Below are 20661 nucleotides of genomic sequence, written 5' to 3'. Positions count from 1 at the left end.
GTCATCCGTTCCGGATCAGGCGGTCGAACGCGCCCGACAACTCGTCGTCGAAGTCGCGCCGCGCGGCATCCGCTTCATGCCAGGCGACGATGCGGCGAGCGCCCTCCGAGAACGACACCTGCGGGTGGTAGCCGGGCACCAGCCGCTGCAGCTGGGCGGTGTCGAAGAGGATCGAGTGTCGGAAGTCCTCCTGCAGCACCTCGGCCCAGCCGGGCACCTCGCGGCCGATCGACTCGCTGGAGAAGTGCGCGAGCTGCGGATCGCGGATGCCGGCGGCCGTAGCGAGCGTGGTGTGGATCTGGTCCCACGTGAGGATGTCGCCGCTCACCAGGTTGACGCTCTCGCCGATCGCGTGCGCGTTGCCGAGTAGCGGCACGAGAGCCCGGGCGACGTCGCTCGAGTGGGTGAGCGTCCACAGCGAGGTGCCGTCGCCGTGCACGACCGAAGCCTCGCCCCGCCGCATCCGCTCGATCGCGGTCCAGGTGACGGGGAAGATCATCGTGGTCTCGTCGTAGGTGTGCATGGGCCGCACGATCGTGAGCGGCAGTCCGCGCTCGCGATACGCGTCCTCCAGCGTGAGCTCGGCGGCCAACTTCTCGCGGGCGTATCCGAAAACCGGATGCCGACGCGGACTGGACTCCGTGATCGGCAGCTGCGGCACCGGGCGCCCGAACACCGAGCAGGTGCTGACGAACACGTACTGTCCGGTGCGGCCGGCGAAACGGTCGACGTCGGGCAGCACGTGCGCCGGGGAGAACCCGACCCAGTTCACCACCGCGTCGTACTCGGCCCCGCCGAGCGACGCATCGAGGGCCGCCGCGTCCCGCACGTCGGTGCGGATCGCATGGACCTCCGGCGGCAGGGTGCGCTGGTGCTCGCCGCGAGTCACGACCGTGAGGTCGATCCCCCGCTGCACGGCCTCGCGCGCGACAGCGGAACCGATCATGCCGGCGCCGCCCAGGAACAGCACCCGCAGCGCGCTCATCGCGCACCCGCCGTCACGCCGTGGCCGGTCAGGTACCGGTACGACTCGTCGAGGGCGTCGAACGGATCGACGTCGAGCGTCTCCAGCTCGACGATGTGCCACTCCAGCGACGAGGGCTCGCGCAGGGCAGAGAGTACGTCGACCGTTCCCTGCCCTATCGGCACGAGCGTGTCACCCCCGTAGGTCAGCGCCGGGCCGTCCTTCACGTGCACGTACTTCAGCCGCGGGCCGATCGAGCGCACGACCTCGGCCGGTGAGGCCCCGCCGACGGCCGCCCAGTACATGTCGAACTCGACGCGTGCGTCGGGGTGCAGCCGCTCGAGCAGCAGGTCGTAGGCGCTCCGGCCGTCGATGACGTTCCGGAACTCGGCGTGGTGGTTGTGATACGCCACGGTCATCCCGTAGGCCTTCGCCGCCTCGACTCCCCCGTTCACGCGCTCGAGGCCGCGCTCGACGGCGTCGATCGTGTCGAACTCCTCGGCCTCCATGCTCCAGGCGAGGTTGGGGGCGCCGAGCTCGGCGTACTCGTCGAGGATGCGTGCGGCCTCCGCCCCGAAGGGGAACGGCGCGTGCGAGCTCACGAGGGTCAGGCCGGTGCGGCTCAGCATCCGCTTCACGTCGGCCGCCGGGCGGCCGTGCAGACCGTAGGTCTCCACGCCCTGGTAGCCGAGGGCGGCGATGCGCTCGAGCACGCCCTCGAAGTCGTCGTCGAGCAGCGCGTCGACCGTGTAGAGCATGACCGCGGCACCGGGCAGCGCGGCGCTCATGCGCGAGCCGCCCAGCGCATGGCCTGCGCGATGAGGCGCCGCACCGGCGGCTCGCCCCACGAGCGCATGTCGTGTCCGAGCGCGAGATACACCACGCGGCCCTCGCCGACCTCGCGCACGTACAGCACGGGGATGCGCACCCCGTCGTCGCGCGTGCGCTCGGCCAGCACCGTGTGGTCGTCGTCGGCGAACGCGAACTCGTAGTACTCGTCGAAGAGGTCGAAGTCGTCGACGCCGTCGGTGATCGGATGCTGCGCCGTGATCTCGATGCGATGCCGACCCTCGTGATGGCCGGGGCCGTGCGACAGGTAGTGGTTGCCGAGCAGATCGAAGAACGCGCGGTCGGCGCCCTCCGGGTCGCCCATCACGTTCGACATGTGCAGGGCGACGAGGCCCGAGCCTGCGGCGACCGCGGCGGCGAGCGCCTGCTGCTGCTCGGCGGGGAACAGGCCGCCCGAGTTGTAGAGCACGAACACCCCGGCATCCGCCGTCTCGGGGCGGGCGTTCGCGAAGCGCTGCATCCCCACCGCCGGGGCCGTGGCGAATCCGGCGTCTGCGCCGATGCGGGTGAGGACGCCGGCAGCGCCCAGCAGGTCGTGGTGGATGTCGTCGCCGCCGACGACGACGAGAGCGCGGGTGGACAAGAGAGTTCTCCTCGGATCGATACGGGGTGCGACAGGCTCGGGGACCGTGGGGCCCCCGAGCCTGTCGACGGGTTACTGGGGCTGCAGTTCCAGCGCCACGACCGGGTTGACGAAGGCTCCCCAGTACGGGTCGCCCTCCTCGGGCCAGCCGGTGGCCTTCTTCTCACTCCACCCGGCGTAGGCCTGGTAGTACGACAGCACGAGCCACGGCATCTCCTCGATGAACTGCTCCTCGAGACCGGTGACGGCGGCGGTGCGCTCGTCGTCGGTGGTCGCGGCGAAGTAGTCGGCGAAGTACTGCGCGATCTCCGGGTCCTCGGTGCGCTGGATGTTCTGGTACGTCGGGATGGCCTCGCCGACCGGCAGCGAGTACGACGGGTTCATCCACGAGTCGTACAGGTTCACCGCGAGGATCTGGGTCGCGATCGGGTAGCCGATCGTGGCCTGGAACTCGCCCTTGCTGGTGATGCCGTTGATCGCCTCGACCGCGACGCCGTTGACGTCGACCTTGAAGCCCGCCTCCTTGAGGTTCGACTGGATGATCTGCGCGGCAGCGACCTGCTCGGTGAACGCCTGCGGGATCGTGATCTCGAAGGCGAGCTGCTGGCCGTCGCGCTCGTAGTAGCCGTCGGAGCCCATCGTGAAGCCGAGCCCCTCGAGGATCTCCTTCGCGCCGTCGACGTCGTAGTCGTAGACCTCGTCCTCGAGTCCGGGTGCGATCGCGTCCTCGAATACGGGCAGCGGGAGGCCGCCCTTCCAGGTGGCTGCGGGCCGGTTGGCCACGTCGGCGACCTGCTGACGGTCGATCGCCAGGCTCGCGGCCTCGCGGATGTCGCGATCGTCGAACGGGAAGCTCTGGTTGTTCGTGATGAGGCCGTCGGCGCCGACGACCGACCACAGGATGTGGAAGTCGGGGCTCTTCGAGAGGAAGGTCTCCTCGACGTTCGCCATGTAGCAGCTGCACCAGTCAACGTCGCCCTGCACCATGGCCTGCGAGACCGCGGTGTTGTCCTTGTACGGCACGAAGCGCAGACCGTCGATGGCCGGCTTGCCCTTCTGCCAGTAGTCCGGGTTCTTCACGAGCGTGTAGCTCTCCGGCGTGAAGTTCTCGAGCGTGAACGGGCCGGTTCCGACCGGTTCCTCGTCGGCGTATCCCGCGACGTCGTCGATCTTGCCGTAGACGTGCTCGGGCACGATGCTCAGGTAGATGATCTTGTCGAAGAAGTTCGCCGACGGCGCGGCGAACGTGAGCACGACGGACTTCTCATCGGGCGCCGTGATGGTGTCGAACTGGATGCCGGTGAGGTTCAGCTCCGGGTGCTCCTTAATGAGCTCGTAGCTGTAGACGACGTCTTCGCTGGTGAAGTCCTCGCCGTCGGTCCACTTCACGCCGTCGCGGAGCTGGAGGGTGAGTTCGGTGCCCTCGGTGTTCCACTCCCACTCGGTCGCGAGCCACGGCTTGAAGTCACCCGCCTTGGTCGTGTTGACCTGCACGAGGGGCTCGTAGATCATGCCCTCGGAGCCGAGCTGGTAGGCGGTGGTGGGGAGGTAGGGATTGAACACCTTCTGCACCGAGGCCGAGGAGCGGCCGACCGTGAGGATCGTGTCGCCTCCGCTCTCGTTCGATGCGCCGGGGGCGCAGGCTGCAAGGCCGGTGATCAGGGCTGCGACAGCCATCGTGGCGATGGCCGCTCGTTTCGACGTGCGCATGGGCATGCCGACTTCCTTTCATTGGGGGACTGCGTTTCGGTGACTGCGGAAGACACTGCAGGGGTCATACGGAACTGCGGATGCGCTCGCTACGGCGAGCCGACGCCCTCCTTCCCGTCGATGCGGCTCTCGGCGAGCAGCCGGGCGACGCTCTCGTCGCCCTCCCACTCGCGGGCCCAGTGGACGCCGTCGACCGCTGCCGCGACGGTGGGATCGGCGTCGCTCACGAGCACCTCCGGGTGCCGCAGGCGCCGGTCGAGCTCGACGACGAAGGGCTCGGATCGCGGGTCGGGCGCCGCGCGGACCAGGAGCTGCGTGTACGGATGCACCGGCACCGCGATCACCTCGTCGCTCGGCCCGCGCTCGACCACGCGGCCGTTGCGCATCACGACGATCTGGCTCGAGAAGTGCCGGGCGGTCGCGAGGTCGTGCGTGATGTACAGCACGGCCAGGTTGCGCTCGAGCTTGAGGGCGTCGAGCAGTTCGAGGATCTCCATGCGGATCGACACGTCGAGCATCGACACCGGCTCGTCGGCGATCAGCACCTCGGGCCGCGGCGCGAGCGCGCGGGCGATCGCCACGCGCTGGCGCTGCCCGCCGGAGAGCTCGTGCGGGAACTTGTCGAGGTACTCCGACGACAGGTTGACCGAGTCGAGCAGCCGCTCGAGCTCGACCTGCTCCTCCTTCGGTCCGCGCACGATTCGGTGCACGCGCAGCGGACGCCGCAGGTGGTGGCGGACCGTGCGCAGCGGGTTGAGCGACGCGAACGGATCCTGGAACACCATCTGCACGCGCGAGCGGTAGGGCCGGATGCCCTGCTGTCCGCGCGGGACCACCTCGTCGTCGAGCCGCAGCTCCCCCGACGAGGGGTCGGTGATGCGCAGGATCATCTTCGCCATCGTCGACTTGCCGCTGCCGGACTCGCCGACCAGCGCCACCGTCTCTCCGGGCCGCACGCTCAACGAGACGCCGTCGACCGCTCGCAGCGTCTCGCCGCGCCGACCGAGGTGGTAGTCCTTGGTGAGGTTCACCGCATGCAGGGTGGTCATCGTGCTCCCACTTCCTCGTCGGCCGCACCGTCGGCCGACGGGTCATCCGCCGCACCGTCGCTCGCCGCATAGCGTCCGCCACCCGACAGCGGCGCGTCGCCGCGCAGGCTCGGGAAGGACTTCAGCAGGTGCCGGGTGTAATCGTGCTCGGCGTTCTCGAGCAGCTCGGCCGGGGTGTTCTGCTCGACCAGGCGGCCCTTGCGCATCACGCCGACCCGGTCGCTGATCTCGAGCAGCAGCCCGAGGTCGTGCGTGATGAACAGCACCGCGAAGCCGAAGTCGTGCCGCAGCCGGGCGATCTCGTCGATGATGCTGCGCTGCACGATCACGTCGAGCGCCGTGGTGGGCTCGTCCATGATGATGACGCGCGGCTTGAGCGAGAGCGCCATCGCGATCATGACGCGCTGCCGCATACCGCCGCTCAACTGGTGCGGGTAGCTCGCGAGCCGGATCGGGTCGATGCCGACGGTGCGCAGCAGCTCGGCGGCCCGACGGTGTCGCTCCTCCCTGCTGAGGCGCAGGTCGTGGTCGATGAAGATGTCCTCGATCTGATCCCCGATCGAGATGACCGGGTTAAGCGCGTTCATCGCGGACTGCAGCACCATCGCGATCTCCGACCAGCGGAACGCCTTGAGCTCACGGTCGTCGAGCGCGAGCACGTCGATCTGCTCGCCGTCGCGGCCCGTGTAGACGATGTCGCCGCCGGCGATCACGGCCGGCGGCCGCAGCAGGCGGGTGACCGCGTAGGCCAGCGTCGTCTTGCCGGAACCGGATTCGCCCGCGAGCCCGACGATCTCGCCGCGGTGCAGCGTGAGGCTCACGTCGTCGACGGCGCGGAAGGCGCCGCCGTCGTGCGTCTGGTACTCGACCGAGAGGTGCGAGATGTGCAGCACGGCCTCCCCCGCGACGAAGTCGGTCGACTCGTCGAGGTCGCGGCGCGGCTTGCGCAGGTTGAGCACCGGCTGACGGGGGCGTTTGAACTGCGTCTTCGTCCCGGCCTTCGTGCCGAGACCTGCCGACCGCAGCCGCGGGTTGACGAACTCGTCGATGCCGAAGTTGACCAGTGCGAGCGCCGTGCCGATGACCGCGATCGCGAGTCCGGGCGGGACGAACCACCACCAGGCGCCGAAGAGCAGCGCCGAGCTGTTCTGCGCCCAGTAGAGGATGCCGCCCCACGACCACTCGGTGACGTCGGTCATGCCGAGGAACGCCAGGCCCGCCTGGGTCAGGATGCCGCCGGTCACGGTCGCGAGGAACGACGAGGCGACGATCGCGAGCATGTTCGGGAGGATCTCGCTCCAGATGATGCGGAACGTGCGGTCGCCCGCGACGCGCGCCGCCTCGACGAAGTCGCGGTTGCGCAGCGACAGCGTCTGCGCGCGCAGCACCCTGGCGCCCCACGCCCACCCGGTGATCGAGATCACGATGATGATGCCGATCGATCCGGTGCTGGGCAGGTAGCCGGCCAGGATGACGACGAGCGGCAGGCCGGGGATCACCAGGAAGATGTTCGAGAGCACCGACAGCAGCTCGTCGCCGATGCCGCCGACGTAGCCGGCCGTGAGTCCGACGATGAGTGAGAGCGCCGTGGCGAAGAACGCCGAGACGACACCGACGAACAGCGAGATCCGGGTGCCGTAGACCATCTGTGCGAACAGGTCCTGGCCGGTGTGAGTCGTGCCGAGCCAGTGCTCGGGCGACGGCGGCAGCAGCACCTCGGTGCTGACAGCGCTCGGATCGGTCGTGACGAGCATGGGTCCGAAGATCGCCACGAGCACGAAGAGCAGGAAGACCGTGCCGCCGACGATGATCTTGGCGGAGCGCAGGCCCCGCAGCCAGTCGAGGTTGCGGCCCTGCCCCTTCTTGACGGGCGGCGTCGGGGCGGCGAGCGTGGCGGTGAGCGGCGTCGTCATCGGCGGGCCTCCTGTCGGGTGCGCGGATCGAGCATCACGTAGGCGAAGTCCGCGACGAGGTTCGCCACGAGCACGGTGATCGTGATGACGAGGAAGATGCCCTGCATCAGCGGGTAGTCCTGCTGCTGCACGGCCTGGAAGAGGGTGTAGCCGAGGCCCGGGTAGTTGAAGACGACCTCGGTGACGATCGATCCGCCCACCAGGAAGCCGAGAGACATCGCGAAGCTCGCGAGCGAGGGCAGCACAGCGTTGCGTCCGGCGTAGGTGCTCATCACCCGTCGGGTCTTCAGACCCTTCGCCTGGGCGAGCAGCACGTAGTCCTCGCTGAGGGTGGTGACCATCATGTTGCGCATGCCGAGCAGCCATCCGCCGATCGACGACACGACGATCGTGAAGGCGGGCAGCAGTCCGTACGAGAACACGCTGGCGATGAACTCGCCGTTGAATCCGGGGGTGAGCCCCGGCTGGTACCCGCCGGAGAGCGGGAACCAGCGCAGCTGTACCGCGAAGACGTAGACCATGATCAGGCCGAACCAGAAGTACGGGATCGACGAGATGAAGGTGGTGGCGGGGACGAGCCCGTCCATCCACGAGCCACGGCGCCAGCCGACCAGCATCCCGAGCCCCACGCCGATCACGAAGCTGAGTACCGTGCAGATGCCGATCAGCGACAGCGTCCAGGGCAGCCCCTGCAGGATCATGGTCGAGACCGGCGCCGGGTACGCGCTGATCGACACCCCGAGGTTGCCGGTGAAGATGTTGCCCCAGTACTCCCAGTACTGGTTCCACAGGTTGTCGTCGCCCTGGCCGAACAGCTGCCGGAGCGCGTACACCGCCTCGGGGCTCAGCTTGCCCTGGAACCGCGTGAGCATCCGCTCGATCGGGTCGCCGGGCATCAATCGGGGGAGGAAGAAGTTGATCGTGATCGCCGCGAACGCGGTGATCAGATAGAACAGCCCTCGCCGTAGGAGCACTCTCATGCCACGGCCTCTCTCATCGCATACATCTCTTTCACGTCAGAACGTCGAAACGATCTCGGTCTCGGGTGTCCACAGGCCCTGCTCGAGTCCGCGCTGCAGGGCGTTGTCGAACACATCGAGGGGCAGGTGCACGGTGCCGCGGCGCACGCTCGACTCGTACGCGGCGAAGATGATCTCCGCGGCGGCGAGCCCGTGGCGAGCGTGCAGCACGGGTTCGTGACCGTCGTCGAGCGCGCCCGCCAGGTCGGCGAGCGCGAGCGCCGTCTGCTCGATGACCGCGGGGTCGACGCCGCGGAGCTCGACGGCGAAGGCGGGATCGACGGACTCCGCGATCTCGCGGGGCTCGCGGTCGTCGGCGTGCACGGTCGCACGCCCGCCGAAGATCTCCACCCGGCCGCGGCTGCCCTGCAGCACGATGCCGTTGTCGCCGAGCGGATGCAGACGCTCGTCGCGACCGGTCGTGATCACGGCATCCACACCGGTGTCGAAGCGCACCTCCACGATGCTCGACGTCTCGGTCAGTGCGCCGTAGACGCGTTTGCGTGCCGCGACGTCGATCTGGGCGAGCACGGAGGTGGCCCGCGGGTCACCGAGGTGCCAGCGCAGCAGGTCGACGGTGTGCGAACCCCAGTCGAAGAGGTTCGCGCAGTATCCCTGCGCCCCGATCAGCTCGCCGATGTCGCCGCCCCGCACGAGTTCGCGCACCGCGCGATGCATCCGGTCGAAACGGCGCTGGTGGTTGATCGTGAGCACGGCGCCGGCCGCCGCTGCGGCCTCGACCAGATGGCGCGCGTCGCCGTAGGTGAGCGCCATCGGCTTCTCGCAGTGGATGGCGCGGACTCCGTGAGCGAGGGCGGTATCCACGATCGCTCGGTGGGCGACCGCCGGGGCGCAGACGCTGAGCAGATCGATGGGCAGATCGATGGGCTGGTCGGCGAACAGCGACTGCGGGTCGGAGTGGGCGCGGGCACCGTGTTCTGCCGCGAGCGCGGCGGCGGCATCCGCGTCGACATCGCTGATCGCGACGATGCGCAGACCGGGGATGCGCGCGAGCCCGAAAGCGTGCACAGCACCCTGCGCTCCCGCGCCGATCACGGCGGCGGTGCGGACCGCCGTCATCGCGGCCCGCCCTGCAGAGTGCACTGGTACACTATGGCCTCTCCTTCGAGCCTTATCAGTAGTCCATGTAAATACCACTGAGGGCCAAGCTAATACGCTTCTAAGATGAGCACAACCACTTGCGGTCCATTCGAGACAAACGGTTGCCGAGCACGCGCAGCCGGACGAAGGAGAATTCCATGCTCATCAGCCAGGTCATCGGTCCCCGCCGGTCCGAGGTCGTCTCCGCGCCCGATCCGGTCCCCTCGCCCTCGCAGGTCGTCATCGACGTGCTGGCCTGCGGCGTCTGCACCTCCGACCGCACGCCGTGGCGCGAACACGGCACCCCCGAGAAGCCGGTGCGGCTGGGGCATGAGACGGTGGGGCGGATCAGCGAGGTCGGCGATCCGAACGGACGCTGGCGCGTGGGCGACGTGGTGACCGGCCTCGGCGGCGACGGTTTCGCGACGAAGGTCGCCCTCGACGCCGACTCGATCCTGCGGGTGCCCGCCGGCTTCGCTCCGGAACATGTCATCGGCGAGCCACTGGCCGACCTGGAGGAGGCGCTCTCGCGCAGCGGCATCCGCCCCGGCGATCGCGTCGCGGTCGTCGGACTGGGATTCATGGGCCTGGGCCTCATCCAGCTCGCCGCCGCGCGGCTGCCCGGCCTGCTCGTCGCCGTCGACCCTAACCCCGCCGCCCGCGCCCGGGCTCTGGCTCTCGGCGCCCACGAGGCCCATCACCCCGACGAGCTGCCCGAGGAGTTCGTGTCGGCCGCGGGCCGACGGGACCAGCGGATGGACGTGGTCGTCGAGGCTGCCGGAGTCACCTCGGCGCTGACCACGGCCTCGGCGTTGGTGCGTCCGTACGGAACCGTCTGCGTCGTGGGCTACCACCACACCGGCGACGCCCCGATGGACATGGAGCTCTGGTACAAGGGCGCGACGATCGTGAACGGGTTCTCCCCGCAGCGCCCGCGTACGATCCGCGCCATGGCGGACGGCCTCGCGATGATCGCCGACGGTCGCTTCAGCTACCTGCCGCTGATCACACACACCTTCGCACTCGAGGACATCGACCAGGCGTACGAGCTGATGGAGTCACGACCGGCAGACTTCGTGAAGGGCGTCGTCGTGTTCCCCTCCGGCACCTGATCGCACGCTCGGACCGATTTGGTTAGGGGTCTTTTGATACCAGTATTGACCACTTAGAGTCCGAAACAGTACCATCAGGGGAATCGCCGGTATCCGACCGGCAGACAAGGAGGTTTTCCGTGCAGAAGCGCGTGTCCATCCCCCTGGCAGCCGCCAGTGCCGTCGTGCTCGCCGTGAGCCTCGGCGGCTGCGCCGGCGGCCAGCCCGCCAGCGACCCCGACCAGATCGTCGTGCAGACCAACTGGACGGCGAGCCAGGCGCAGAACAAGCCGCTCTTCGCCGCGTTCGAAGCCTTCACGGAAGAGACCGGCATCGAGGTCAAGGTTCTCGAGTCCGGTGACAACCTCAACCAGGTGTACGAGACCTCGCTGCTCGCCGGCGAAGAGGCCGACGTCCTGCTGGTCGGTCTGCTCGAGAAGCAGCTCGACTGGGCGATCAACGGCGCCGTCGTGCCCGTCAACGACTACATCGAGGAGTGGGGCATCGCGGACCGCATCCCCGAGGACGCGATGGTGGACTGGACGGATGCCGAGGACAACGTCCGCGCCTTCCCCTACTCCGGCTTCACCTGGCCGTGGTGGTACAACACCGATCTGCTGACGCAGGCCGGCGTCGAGGGCGTGCCCACCACGACCGACGAGCTCATCGACGCAGCGAAGAAGCTCCGCGCCGCCGGCATCGCTCCCGTCGTGCTCGGCGGCATCGACTGGTCGGGCCAGAAGATCTTCCTGCAGTTCCTCGAGATGTTCATGTCGACCGACGAGGCCAAGCAGGTCTACGCCGAGGGCGGCACCTGCGAGAACCCGAACGCCATGAAGGGCATCGACCTGCTGGTCGAGCTCCGCGACGCCGGAGTGTTCGTCGACGGCGTCGAGGGCTACACGGCCGACCAGGCGCAGGCCGCGTACATGGACGGGCAGGCCGCCATCGCCCCGCTCGGCTCGTGGGCGTATCCGTCCGCGTCGGAGGAGCTCGCCGGCGCCACGGTGCTCGGCGGACTGCCGGTCGCCGACGGCGCACCGTTCGAGAAGCCTCTCGCGTACCGCGGCTCGACGTCTGCCGGCTGGTGGATCAGCCCGAACGGCGAGGAGAAGATCGACGCGGTCGAGCAGCTGATCACGTACATGTACGGCAACGACGTGCTCAAGGGCATCCTCGACGAGGGCGGCGTCATCCCGGTGGCCGACTTCGGCGGCGACACGTCCGGCGTCACCTCCCCGCTGCTCGCGCAGTCTCTGACCGAGATGCCCGAGGCCGTCGACTTCCCGGTGATGCCCGACATCTACGTGCCGGCCGACGTCTCCAACCCGATGTACCGCGCGACCTCGGTCGCCTTCACCCCCGGCACCGACGCCGCGACGATCTGCCAGACCGTCGACGACATCTACGCCGCCGCGAAGTAACCCCTCCCGGGCGGTCCGGCGCATGTCGCCGGGCCGCCCTCCCGACTGCTGGAGCACTCGATGACCGCACTCTCCCCCGACCTCGTCGCCCGCCGGCGCAGTGCGAAGCGCCGACGGGGTGAACTCCTTCAGCTGTCGGCGACGCTCCCCGCGCTGCTCTGGTTCCTGGTCTTCACGCTCGGACCGCTGATCAGCCTGTTCTACTTCTCCACGGTCAACTGGCGCGGCCTGATCGCCCCGCGCACCCCCGCCGGAGCCGACAACTTCGTGCGCCTTCTGAACGACCCGATCGTCTGGCTCGCCACGGGGAACACGATCCTCCAGCTGGTCGTGACGCTGCCGATCGTCGTGGTCGGCGCGTTCATGATCGCGTACTACCTGAACCTCAAGCCGCGCGGTCACCGCTTCGTCCGCGCCCTGATGTTCACCCCCGTCCTGCTGTCGGCATCCGCGCTCGCGATGGTCTTCATCGGCGTCTTCGCACCCAAGGGCATGATCAACGGCTTCCTTGAGATCCTCAGCCTCGAGGAGTTCGCCCGCCCGTGGCTCGCGAACGGCGACAGCGCGATGCTGTCGATCATCATCGTCACCATCTGGTGCAGCATGTCGGTCTCGGCGATCATGCTCGCCGCCCGCCTCAACTCCATCGACGCCTCGGTGTTCGAGGCCGCGGAGATCGACGGATGCGGGCACTTCCGCCGCATGTGGAGCATCGCCTGGCCGATGTGCCGCGAGTTCGTCGGCGTCGTCACGATGCTGCAGTTCCTGTGGACCCTGTTCTCCTCCGCCGCCGTCGTGCTGCTGCTCACCAAGGGCGGCCCCGGCAACGCCACGGCCACGCTGTCGTTCCTCGTGTACGACTTCGCCTTCAACCAGTCGAAGGTCGGCTACAGCCAGGCCGTCGCCGTGGTGCTGTTCATCGTCGGCGTCGTCGGCATCCTCGTGATCCGCCGCGCCTTCCGGCAGAAGTACTGATGGGAAACGCTCCGATGACCACCACGCTCGACGCCCCCGCGACCGCTCTCGCCGCGGCATCCGCCCCTCGTCCGCCTGCCCGCCGGCGTCGCCGCTCCGGCGTCCTGGCCCGCACCGGACCCTCGAAGTACTTCGCCCACGCCGGGGTCTGGCTCTACGTGATCCTGCTCGCCGCTCCCCTCTACTACCTGTTGATCTCGGCGTTCAAGCGCAACACCGACATCTTCAACCAGCCGTTCTCGCCCTTCACGCCGCTCACGCTCGACAACTTCGGGCTGGCTTTCTCGCAGGCGTCGCTCGGCACCGCGCTGCTGAACTCGGCGTACATCACGATCGGCGCCGAGGTGCTCACGCTCCTTCTCGCGGTGCCCGCGGCCTTTGCGCTGGCGCGCTCGAAGGGGGCCATCGGCCGCGTGGTCGAGCGGGTGTTCGCCCTCGGGTTCCTGATCCCCGGATTCGCGGCGCTCGTGCCCACCGTGCTGCTCTCGATCGCGATGCACCTGTTCCACACCCGCGAGTTCCTGATCCTGTTCCTCCCGGCATCCGCCATGCCGCTGACCGTCATCCTGCTGACCCAGGCGATGCGCGCGGTCCCCGCCGAGCTGGAGGAGTCGGCACTGCTCGACGGCGCCGGCCCCATCCGGGTGCTGTGGTCGGTCTACGTGCCGCTCGCCATCCCCACACTCACGGTCGTCGCGATCCTCAACTTCCTGTCGTTCTGGAACGAGTACTTCTTCTCGCTGGTGATCATCGGACCGGAGGCGTCGCTGCGCACGGCCCAGGTGGCACTGCCGACGCTCTCGATCGCGAACGCCGCGCAGTACGGTGTCCTTGCCGCCGGCATCCTGATCACGCTCATCCCCGCCTACCTCGTCTACGCGGTGTTCGCCGAGAAGATGGAGAACGCGGTCCTCGCCGGAGCACTCAAGGGCTGACCATGCGCATCCTCACCGATCACCTCGGCTACGACACCGGGGCGCCGAAGTCCGCGCTCATCGAGCTGTCGCACGCGGGTGCGACGCCGCGGGTGGAGCTGGTCTCGCTCGACGACGGATCCCGCACGCCTCTCGCCGCGACGCCGGCCACGACGGTCGACGCCTGGCAGACCGGCGCGTACTCGCGGGTCGACTTCGACGCCGCGGACGAGCCGGGGCGGTACCTGCTCGAGGCCGCCGTCGATGACGACGTCACCGCCTCGGAACCGTTCGTCATCGGCGAGGAACGGCTCGCCGCCGGCACCCTCTCCGACGTGCTGTTCGCGTTCAAGGCCGGACGCTCGAGCGGGGAGATCGAGCGGAAGGATGCCGCCGCGCTGCGCTACGGCGACGACTCGGGCTTCACGGTCGACGCCCGCGGCGGCTGGCTCGACGCGTCGGGCGACACGAGCAAGTTCCTCAGCCACCTGACCTACACGCCCACCATGAGCCCACAGCAGATCCCGCTGTGCGCGTGGGCGTTCCTGGAGGCCCGCGACCAGCTGCAGGTGCGGCATCCGCGTTTCCACCGGGCCCTCGGAGCGCGCCTGCGGGACGAGGCGCTGTTCGGCGCCGACTTCCTGGTGCGATTCCGCACCCCCGAAGGCGCCTTCTACACCGGCATCTTCGACGCGCTGACCAAGCGCCTCGAGGAGCGGGTGATCAACGCGCCGCTGCCCGAGAGCGTGCGCACCGACCGCTATCGCGCGTCGTACCGCGGCGGGGGCGGGCTGGCGATCGCGGCGCTCGCCCGCGCGTTCCGCGAGAGCGAGCACGGCGACTTCACCTCGGCCGAGTACCTCGCTGCCGCCGTCGGCGCGTTCGACGACCTCGAGGCCCACAATCAGGCCTACCTCTTCGGGCTCGACCTGGAGAGCGGCGAGCTCACCGGGAGCGCGGAATCGATCGTCGACGACTACTGCGCGCTGCTCGCGGCGGCAGAACTCGTGGCGGCTTCGGATGCTGACGCTGACGCCACGCGTTTCGCCGCTGCCGCCGACCGGCGGGCACACGCCCTGATCGGGCGCTACCGCGCAGCATCCGACGGCGGCGCCGGCTGGTTCGAGGCCTGGCACGACGGACGGCCGTTCTTCTCGGCCGTCGAGGCCGGCCTCCCGATGATCGCGCTGCTGCGCTACGCGACGCTCGTGCCCTCGGGTGCGCATGCCGAGCGGGCGCGGATGCTGGCGCTCCGGCTCGCGCAGGACCTCGTGGAGCGGACGGATGCTGCCGCCAACCCCTTCGGCTATCCGCGGCAGCGCGTGCAGCCGCGGGGAGGCCCCCCGAAGGACGCGTTCTTCTTCCCGCACGAGAACGACACCGGCTACTGGTGGCAGGGCGAGAACGCGACCCTCGGTTCGCTGGCCTTCGCCGCCGCCTCGGTCGCCGCTCTCCCGGAGTGCGATGCGGAGCTCGGCGTGCGGCTCCGCCGCTTCGCGGCCGACCAGGTGCACTGGGTTCTCGGGCGGAACCCCTTCGACGTCTGCATGCTCCAGGGCCGCGGCCGCAACAACGTCGAGTACACCCCGGACTTCCCCAACCTGCCCGGCGGGATCGTGAACGGCATCACCAGCCACCCCGACGACGAGAACGGCATCGCGTTCCTCACCCCCGAGACGGCTGAGGGGCCCGATTCCTGGCGCTGGGCGGAGCAGTGGATCCCGCACTCCGCGTGGTTCCTGCTCGCCGTCAGTGCGGGCTGACGGCGAGCAGGGCGCCGTCAGTGCTGGCTGACGGCGATCAGAGCGCGCGCTCAGGGAACGCGCGAGCCCGACGTCTTCTCACTGATGTACTCCGAGGACAACGCGGTGTTCACGTACGTCTCGGTGAGCTGCCCCCCGGCCGTCGGCAGGAGCCAGATGACCGGCAGTGAGACGACGTTCGCGCTGCCGTTGAGAACGCCCGTGTAGGTGTACTCGACCAGCCCCGACGTTCCCGGTGCCGGGAGCGCCCCGACGCGGACCCAGCCGTTGAGCGTGCGCTCCTCGGCGCGGTAGCTCGTCGGCGTGGGCACACCGTTACCTGCTCCCCACTGCACGGTCACGGTGATGGCCCCCGAGCGGAAGGTGCCCGCGGTCACGTTCTCGCCGGTGTCGGCGTCGATCACGTTGAACCCGATGGTCTGACCGGTGTTCACCTGCACGCGGTTCGGCGACGCCACGGTGAACGTCTGCACCGAGGTGCCGCCCTGCCACACCGACAGTCCGCCTGCCGGTGCCGGCTGCGGTTCCGCGACGCTGGCGGCAGCCAGCGGCGTCGACACGGCGACCGCGACGACCGGCACCGACCACGCCGCCGCCTTGAGCACCGTCCGACGCCCCAGGGAGGACGCTGCTCCGTCGATCTGTGTCTCCGTCATGTCGATGCCTTTCGCTGCTGCGTACGCGCGGACCCGATCGAGCACGCACGAGGACAGCTCGTCAGTGCCCAGTCCCGCGGAAGACGCTAACAACGCGGTCGGGCCGGCCCGCCCGGTTCTCCGGAAACCCACCCGGGTGAAACCCGGGTGAAGACGGCGCTCTGCGACCGAGGGACAGACCGAGGGGTCAGTGCGACCGATCAGGCGGGCCGAGCGGTCAGAGCGATCGAGCGACCGATGGTGATGGCCGAGCGGTCAGACCGAGCGGTCCGAGAGGGCAGACCGAGCGGTCAGAGCAGGCCGGCCTCGTACGCGCGCGCGATCGCCTCGTCGCGGTTCGTGACACCGAGGCGCTGATAGAGCCCCCGGGCGTGCGTCTTCATGGTGTTGAGCGAGAGGTGCTCGTGCGTCGCGATCTCGCGCAGGCTCCAGCCCTTCTCGAGCCCCTGCAGCACCACGGCCTGCTGCCGCGTGATGCGGATCCGCTGATCGTCGATCGCGAACGGTTCGCGCGCGCCGTGCCCGTCATCCAGCGGTTCGAGACCCAGCCGCGCTCGATCCTCGCGCTCGATGGACAGGCCCGCGAGACGCAGCCCGCTCGCCTGGAGCGAGTCGCTCAGATGCGCGGCGGTCTGCACGGCGGCATCCGGCTCCGACAGGTGCAGCTGCGCGACGGCGAGGATCGCGAGCGCGTCGGTCCGGTTACGTGTCGACAGCCGCTTCCCCAGAGCGGATGCCGCATGGCGCGCGGCGCGGTCGAAAGCACCGCCGACGAGCTCGATCCGGGCCTCTGCGACGGCGACCGCCGGCTGCGACCGATCCGACCCGATCGCCTGACGAGCGCGCTGCGACTGCCCGACCGAGAGCAGCAGCTCGCCCTCGGCCTGCGCGAGCAGAGGCCCGAGGACGCTGCTCTCGCCGAGCCAGTCGGCGTAGCGACGGCGGTCGCTCTGCACCCGGTCGATCGTGGTGAGCCGGTCGCCCCAGACGAGCGCGTGCCGCGCCTGGGCGAAGGTCACACCGGGACCCCAGCTCTGCTCGGCGTTGACGGGCTGCTCGAGTCGGCGCAGCACCGACTCGGCCGCATCGCGCTGCAGACCCTCGATGGCGATCAGACTCCGCGCGACATCGGCGGTCAGCGTGATGCGCGGACCGAACCAGCCCTCCACGGCCGCAGCCTCGTCGTGCCGCGCGAGCCAGCACTGCGCCAGCTCGATGTCGCCGGCGAGCGCGAGGAAGAAGGCCGACTTGCCGGCGGCATCCCTCTCGATGTACTCCGCCGGCGAGTCGGACGCGCGTTCGTAGGCATCGCGCAGGCTGATCAGGGCGCCGGGGATGTCGTCGGCGAGCCCGCGGGTGATGCCGGCCTGGAGCAGGGCGGCGGGCAGCCGGGCGGAGACGAGTGCGGGTTGGTGCACGGCCGCGATGCGCCCGAATCGCTCGACCAGCTCGGCCAGCTGCGTGGCACGGGCCAGCCGCCCCCGCACGCGAAGAGCGATCATGCGTGACGAGACCACCCCGAGCAGGCTGAGGGCGCGCTCCGACCGCGCGAGCGCTTCGAGGGTCGCGAGGTCGTTGGCGTCGGGAACGGCGACGTCTCCGATCATGCGGTCGACGGCGTCAGAGGAGGTGTGCAGGCGGATGTCGCGGACGGCGGCCGCACGGGAGTCGAGCTCGAAGGCCTCGAGCGGGATGGCGCGCAGGGCGTGATCGAGCCGTTCGCGCGGCTCGTCGAGCAGCGCCGACCAGTGCGCACCCACCAGGGAGACCGCGGTACGCCAGTCCTGCTGCGCGATCGCCGCGCGCAGCCGGTGATCCACCTCGCCGATGTCGCGCTCGTTCGAGGGGACGCCCGACGACCCCGACGACGCGAGGGAAGGTGCGGAGGCGTGGACACTCTGAGTCATGGGCGATGAAGCATGGCGGGTGGACTCCATCGTCTCAGGGCGAGACCCACGGTGTCGCACCGACGCGGTCGCGCCGACGGAATTCATCCTCGCTTCACCCTGGCCGGCTTCTAGGCTGGCCCCATGCTCTCTGTACCCGCGGATGCCTCATCGCGCCGCGTGATGTTCCACCGGTTCGGCGGACCGGAGGTGCTCGAGATCGAGCATCGGCGCGTGCCGCGTCCCGCATCGGGCGAGGTCCTCGTCCGGGTGGCGGCGGCGGGCGTGAACCCGGTGGACTGGAAGCTGTTCAGCGGCGAGCCTCTGCACGACCCCTACGAGCGCCACCTGCCCTCGGGCAACGGCTACGACTTCTCGGGCGTGATCGAGGGCCTCGGCGACGGTGTGACCGACTGGGCGATCGGCGACCGTGTGTTCGGTGGCCTCCGTTTTCACGCGCAGGCCGACCACCTCGTGATCGATCCGGCGCAGCTCGTCCGCGTGCCGGACGGCCTCCCGCTCCTGGTGGCCGGCGCGCTCAACGTCGTCGGCCGCACCGCGATGGCGAGCGTGGAGTCGCAGCGGATCACGGCGGACGACGTCGTTCTCGTCAGCGGCGCCGCAGGTGGCGTCGGCATCCTCACCGCCCAGCTCTGCGTGCTGCGCGGTGCACGGGTGTTCGGCACGGCGAGCCCGCACAATCACGCGCTGCTGCAGGGGCTCGGCATCCACCCGCTCGCCTACGGCGACGGACTCGCCGATGCCGTGCGCGCGGCGGCTCCCGACGGACTGACCGCGGTCCTCGACACCGTCGGCCACGGCACGGTCGAGCTTGCGCTGTCGCTGGGTGTTCCCACGGATCGCATCAACACGGTCGCCGACTACGACGCACGCGCGCGCCATCCGGTGCGGGGAGTCGGCGGGGCGAGCGCAGGAGTCCGTGAGCTCGCGGCGATCGCCGAACTGCTCGCCGACGGGCGCATCGAGCTGCCGATCGACTCGGTGCATCCGCTCGAAGACGCCCGTGTCGCGTACGAACGGTCGATCGCCGGCCACTCGACCGGGAAGATCGTTATCGTCACCGGAGTCACCGACCCCCTTCGAGGGTGAAAGGGAGCCCGCGGTCAGCTCATGGTCGCGGCGACGAACACCGGCGTCATCGCCACCATCAGTGCGGCGGTGACCGCGTCGTTCACCGCCTTGGAGACGGCGTCGCCCGCTGCGGAGCGTGCGGAGAGCTCTTCGATCCGTCGCTTCAGGTGACCCGCCGAGACGAGACCCGCCTCCGTGCGCAGGATCGAATGCGCGGCATTCAGTCCCTGCAGGATGGAGAGCAGCGTCAGGTCGGCCTGCGACGGGGCGGCGGAACCGGCGAGCACCGCGGCGAGACGAGAGCGCAGCAGCATCTCCGGCCCCGGATCGGACTCCGGCGTGCGCTCGGCACCGAGCCCGAAGAAGCCGCGCTCTCCCCGCACGAGCGCCCCCTGCGCGACGAGCGAGGCGACAACCTCGTCGAGCGGATCGATCTTCGTGCGCGTCAGGAACGACTGCAGCCGCTTGCCGGTCAGGGGTGCGATGCGCGCCAGGGATGCATCGAGCACCGAGTTGCCAGTCGGCTCGGTCGACACGACGTGCACGACCGGGTGCTTCTCCTCGGTCACGACCACACGGCCGTGCAGCGCGAGGTCGACGATGACCGCGGCGATCTCGCCGTAGAGCCGGTGCGCGGTCGCCGCATTCTCGACGCGGCCATCCGGTCGCAGCAGCAGCAGGTGGAGTTCCTCGACGATCAGCATGGCTTCACGATACGGACGGCGAGATGAGACGGCATCCCCCGTGCGGCGGACATTCGCGAGGCCGGAACGACGAAGCGCCGCGCCCCCGAGAGGACGCGGCGCTTCGAGCGGAACGTTACGCGCCGGCGATCTTCTTGGCGTCGTCGGCGTTCAGCACGCGGAACAGGAGCGCCGCGATGACCGCGCCCACGACCGGGGCGACGATGTAGAGCCACAGCGAGCTCCACGCGAAGTAGCCGCCGACCGACAGGCCCAGCGCGACGGCCGGGTTGAAGCCGCCGCCGGAAATCGAACCGACGGTCGCCGCACCGACGAACACCGTCGCGCCGATCGCCAGACCGTAGAACGAGTTGCCCTCGGTGCCCTTGGCGGTGGCGGTGTTGAGCACGACCCAGACGAGGATCAGCGTGAACAGCGCCTCGACGAGGAAGGCCGGGCCGACCTCGATGACCATGGCCTTCTCGCCGGCCGGCCAGACGGTCAGGCTTGCGAGTGCCGCCAGCGCCCCGCCGACGAACTGCGCCACGAGGTAGGAGATGAGGTCGACGACGCTCAGGCCGCCGCGCAGGAAGACGCCGACCGACACGGCCGGGTTCAGGTGAGCTCCCGAGATGTGGCCCGTCGAGTAGACGAGCACCATCAGGGTGAACCCGATGGCGAGCGGGGTCAGCGGGCTCTCGCTGTTCACCGCCGCGATGATGGCGAGGACGAAGAGGAAGGTCGCGATGCCTTCAGCGAGCGCCTTGCGTGCAGTACCGGTCATGGGATGGCCCGTTTCTGTTCAGGTCGTGGGGCGATCCCCTCGATCGTCCCGCTCTGAGGTCGGCGAACCGCCTCCCGAGCGACGCCAATATATCGGGATCGCTTTCAGCAGACTCATAAGACGCGCAATGTTTCTGTGAAAGTCCTGAGCGCTAGCAGGATGACGGCATCCCCTGTCAACCCCATCGTCGCCCCGACTCCGGGAC

General features: G+C 69.4%; 18 protein-coding genes. 6 read left to right on the top strand and 12 right to left on the bottom strand.

The window, feature by feature from the left end; genetic code table 11:
- Position 1 precedes the first annotated feature (1 nt).
- The 8 genes from QFZ21_RS14150 to QFZ21_RS14115 form a co-directional block, all read right to left on the bottom strand.
- Positions 2-985: an NAD-dependent epimerase/dehydratase family protein gene (locus QFZ21_RS14150; protein WP_307378851.1), complete on the bottom strand. Its 984-nt coding sequence runs from the start codon at positions 983-985 to the stop codon at positions 2-4.
- Positions 982-1752, bottom strand: coding sequence for a sugar phosphate isomerase/epimerase (locus QFZ21_RS14145; RefSeq protein WP_307378850.1), 771 nt, complete (start codon positions 1750-1752; stop codon positions 982-984). The genes QFZ21_RS14150 and QFZ21_RS14145 overlap by 4 nt, the downstream gene beginning before the upstream one ends.
- On the bottom strand, positions 1749-2396 hold the full coding sequence (locus QFZ21_RS14140; RefSeq protein WP_307378848.1) for a ThuA domain-containing protein: 648 nt from the start codon (positions 2394-2396) through the stop codon (positions 1749-1751). The genes QFZ21_RS14145 and QFZ21_RS14140 overlap by 4 nt, the downstream gene beginning before the upstream one ends.
- Before the next feature lie 72 nt (positions 2397-2468).
- Positions 2469-4112, bottom strand: a complete 1644-nt coding sequence (locus QFZ21_RS14135; RefSeq protein ID WP_307378847.1) for an ABC transporter substrate-binding protein — start codon at positions 4110-4112, stop codon at positions 2469-2471.
- 83 nt (positions 4113-4195) lie between these two features.
- Positions 4196-5155, bottom strand: a complete 960-nt coding sequence (locus tag QFZ21_RS14130; RefSeq protein WP_307378846.1) for an ABC transporter ATP-binding protein — start codon at positions 5153-5155, stop codon at positions 4196-4198.
- Complete coding sequence (locus QFZ21_RS14125) at positions 5152-7068, bottom strand: dipeptide/oligopeptide/nickel ABC transporter permease/ATP-binding protein (RefSeq protein WP_307378845.1); 1917 nt, start codon at positions 7066-7068, stop codon at positions 5152-5154. The genes QFZ21_RS14130 and QFZ21_RS14125 overlap by 4 nt, the downstream gene beginning before the upstream one ends.
- Positions 7065-8048, bottom strand: a complete 984-nt coding sequence (locus tag QFZ21_RS14120; RefSeq protein WP_307378844.1) for an ABC transporter permease — start codon at positions 8046-8048, stop codon at positions 7065-7067. The genes QFZ21_RS14125 and QFZ21_RS14120 overlap by 4 nt, the downstream gene beginning before the upstream one ends.
- Before the next feature lie 36 nt (positions 8049-8084).
- Positions 8085-9167 (bottom strand): Gfo/Idh/MocA family protein, encoded by a 1083-nt coding sequence (locus QFZ21_RS14115; RefSeq protein WP_307378842.1) that lies wholly within the window; start codon positions 9165-9167, stop codon positions 8085-8087.
- Between the two features lie 179 nt (positions 9168-9346).
- Between QFZ21_RS14115 and QFZ21_RS14110 the strand changes: the two genes are divergently transcribed.
- From QFZ21_RS14110 to QFZ21_RS14090, 5 genes are all read left to right on the top strand, one after another.
- The gene (locus QFZ21_RS14110; protein WP_307378840.1) at positions 9347-10300 is read left to right on the top strand and encodes a zinc-binding dehydrogenase; all 954 of its coding nucleotides are present in this window, start codon (positions 9347-9349) and stop codon (positions 10298-10300) included.
- A 119-nt stretch (positions 10301-10419) separates the two neighbouring features.
- Positions 10420-11703, top strand: a complete 1284-nt coding sequence (locus QFZ21_RS14105) for an ABC transporter substrate-binding protein (RefSeq protein WP_307378839.1) — start codon at positions 10420-10422, stop codon at positions 11701-11703.
- 60 nt (positions 11704-11763) lie between these two features.
- On the top strand, positions 11764-12678 hold the full coding sequence (locus QFZ21_RS14100; protein ID WP_307378838.1) for a carbohydrate ABC transporter permease: 915 nt from the start codon (positions 11764-11766) through the stop codon (positions 12676-12678).
- Positions 12678-13613 (top strand): carbohydrate ABC transporter permease, encoded by a 936-nt coding sequence (locus QFZ21_RS14095; protein WP_307378837.1) that lies wholly within the window; start codon positions 12678-12680, stop codon positions 13611-13613. The genes QFZ21_RS14100 and QFZ21_RS14095 overlap by 1 nt, the downstream gene beginning before the upstream one ends.
- A gap of 2 nt (positions 13614-13615) precedes the next feature.
- Positions 13616-15355, top strand: coding sequence for a glycoside hydrolase family 9 protein (locus tag QFZ21_RS14090; RefSeq protein ID WP_307378836.1), 1740 nt, complete (start codon positions 13616-13618; stop codon positions 15353-15355).
- Between the two features lie 50 nt (positions 15356-15405).
- Here the strand turns inward: QFZ21_RS14090 and QFZ21_RS14085 are convergent, their stop codons facing one another.
- Complete coding sequence (locus QFZ21_RS14085; protein WP_307378835.1) at positions 15406-16011, bottom strand: hypothetical protein; 606 nt, start codon at positions 16009-16011, stop codon at positions 15406-15408.
- A 290-nt stretch (positions 16012-16301) separates the two neighbouring features.
- Positions 16302-17918, bottom strand: a complete 1617-nt coding sequence (locus QFZ21_RS14080) for a LuxR C-terminal-related transcriptional regulator (RefSeq protein WP_307378834.1) — start codon at positions 17916-17918, stop codon at positions 16302-16304.
- Positions 17919-18041: 123 nt separating this feature from the next.
- Between QFZ21_RS14080 and QFZ21_RS14075 the strand changes: the two genes are divergently transcribed.
- Positions 18042-19007, top strand: coding sequence for an NADP-dependent oxidoreductase (locus QFZ21_RS14075; RefSeq protein ID WP_307378832.1), 966 nt, complete (start codon positions 18042-18044; stop codon positions 19005-19007).
- Between the two features lie 14 nt (positions 19008-19021).
- Here the strand turns inward: QFZ21_RS14075 and QFZ21_RS14070 are convergent, their stop codons facing one another.
- Entirely contained in the window at positions 19022-19693 is a 672-nt protein-coding gene (locus QFZ21_RS14070; RefSeq protein WP_307378831.1) for a GPP34 family phosphoprotein, read from the bottom strand.
- 115 nt (positions 19694-19808) lie between these two features.
- Positions 19809-20456, bottom strand: a complete 648-nt coding sequence (locus tag QFZ21_RS14065) for an MIP/aquaporin family protein (protein ID WP_307378830.1) — start codon at positions 20454-20456, stop codon at positions 19809-19811.
- Between the last annotated feature and the right edge of the window lie 205 nt (positions 20457-20661).

The sequence above is a fragment of the Microbacterium sp. W4I20 genome (assembly GCF_030816505.1).
In the GTDB taxonomy this organism is placed as follows: domain Bacteria; phylum Actinomycetota; class Actinomycetes; order Actinomycetales; family Microbacteriaceae; genus Microbacterium.
Note: the sequence above shows the minus strand (reverse complement) of the source record. Positions and strands in the feature narration are given on the sequence as shown.

What these genes read in the sequence shown, in the direction of transcription:
- QFZ21_RS14150 (WP_307378851.1), bottom strand. Translation starts at nt 985, where the DNA reads ATGAGCGCGCTGCGGGTGCTGTTCCTGGGCGGCGCCGGCATGATCGGT.
- QFZ21_RS14145 (WP_307378850.1), bottom strand. Translation starts at nt 1,752, where the DNA reads ATGAGCGCCGCGCTGCCCGGTGCCGCGGTCATGCTCTACACGGTCGAC.
- QFZ21_RS14135 (WP_307378847.1), bottom strand. Translation starts at nt 4,112, where the DNA reads ATGCCCATGCGCACGTCGAAACGAGCGGCCATCGCCACGATGGCTGTC.
- QFZ21_RS14130 (WP_307378846.1), bottom strand. Translation starts at nt 5,155, where the DNA reads ATGACCACCCTGCATGCGGTGAACCTCACCAAGGACTACCACCTCGGT.
- QFZ21_RS14125 (WP_307378845.1), bottom strand. Translation starts at nt 7,068, where the DNA reads ATGACGACGCCGCTCACCGCCACGCTCGCCGCCCCGACGCCGCCCGTC.
- QFZ21_RS14120 (WP_307378844.1), bottom strand. Translation starts at nt 8,048, where the DNA reads ATGAGAGTGCTCCTACGGCGAGGGCTGTTCTATCTGATCACCGCGTTC.
- QFZ21_RS14115 (WP_307378842.1), bottom strand. Translation starts at nt 9,167, where the DNA reads ATGACGGCGGTCCGCACCGCCGCCGTGATCGGCGCGGGAGCGCAGGGT.
- QFZ21_RS14110 (WP_307378840.1), top strand. Translation starts at nt 9,347, where the DNA reads ATGCTCATCAGCCAGGTCATCGGTCCCCGCCGGTCCGAGGTCGTCTCC.
- QFZ21_RS14100 (WP_307378838.1), top strand. Translation starts at nt 11,764, where the DNA reads ATGACCGCACTCTCCCCCGACCTCGTCGCCCGCCGGCGCAGTGCGAAG.
- QFZ21_RS14095 (WP_307378837.1), top strand. Translation starts at nt 12,678, where the DNA reads ATGGGAAACGCTCCGATGACCACCACGCTCGACGCCCCCGCGACCGCT.
- QFZ21_RS14090 (WP_307378836.1), top strand. Translation starts at nt 13,616, where the DNA reads ATGCGCATCCTCACCGATCACCTCGGCTACGACACCGGGGCGCCGAAG.
- QFZ21_RS14085 (WP_307378835.1), bottom strand. Translation starts at nt 16,011, where the DNA reads ATGACGGAGACACAGATCGACGGAGCAGCGTCCTCCCTGGGGCGTCGG.
- QFZ21_RS14080 (WP_307378834.1), bottom strand. Translation starts at nt 17,918, where the DNA reads ATGACTCAGAGTGTCCACGCCTCCGCACCTTCCCTCGCGTCGTCGGGG.
- QFZ21_RS14075 (WP_307378832.1), top strand. Translation starts at nt 18,042, where the DNA reads ATGCTCTCTGTACCCGCGGATGCCTCATCGCGCCGCGTGATGTTCCAC.
- QFZ21_RS14070 (WP_307378831.1), bottom strand. Translation starts at nt 19,693, where the DNA reads ATGCTGATCGTCGAGGAACTCCACCTGCTGCTGCTGCGACCGGATGGC.
- QFZ21_RS14065 (WP_307378830.1), bottom strand. Translation starts at nt 20,456, where the DNA reads ATGACCGGTACTGCACGCAAGGCGCTCGCTGAAGGCATCGCGACCTTC.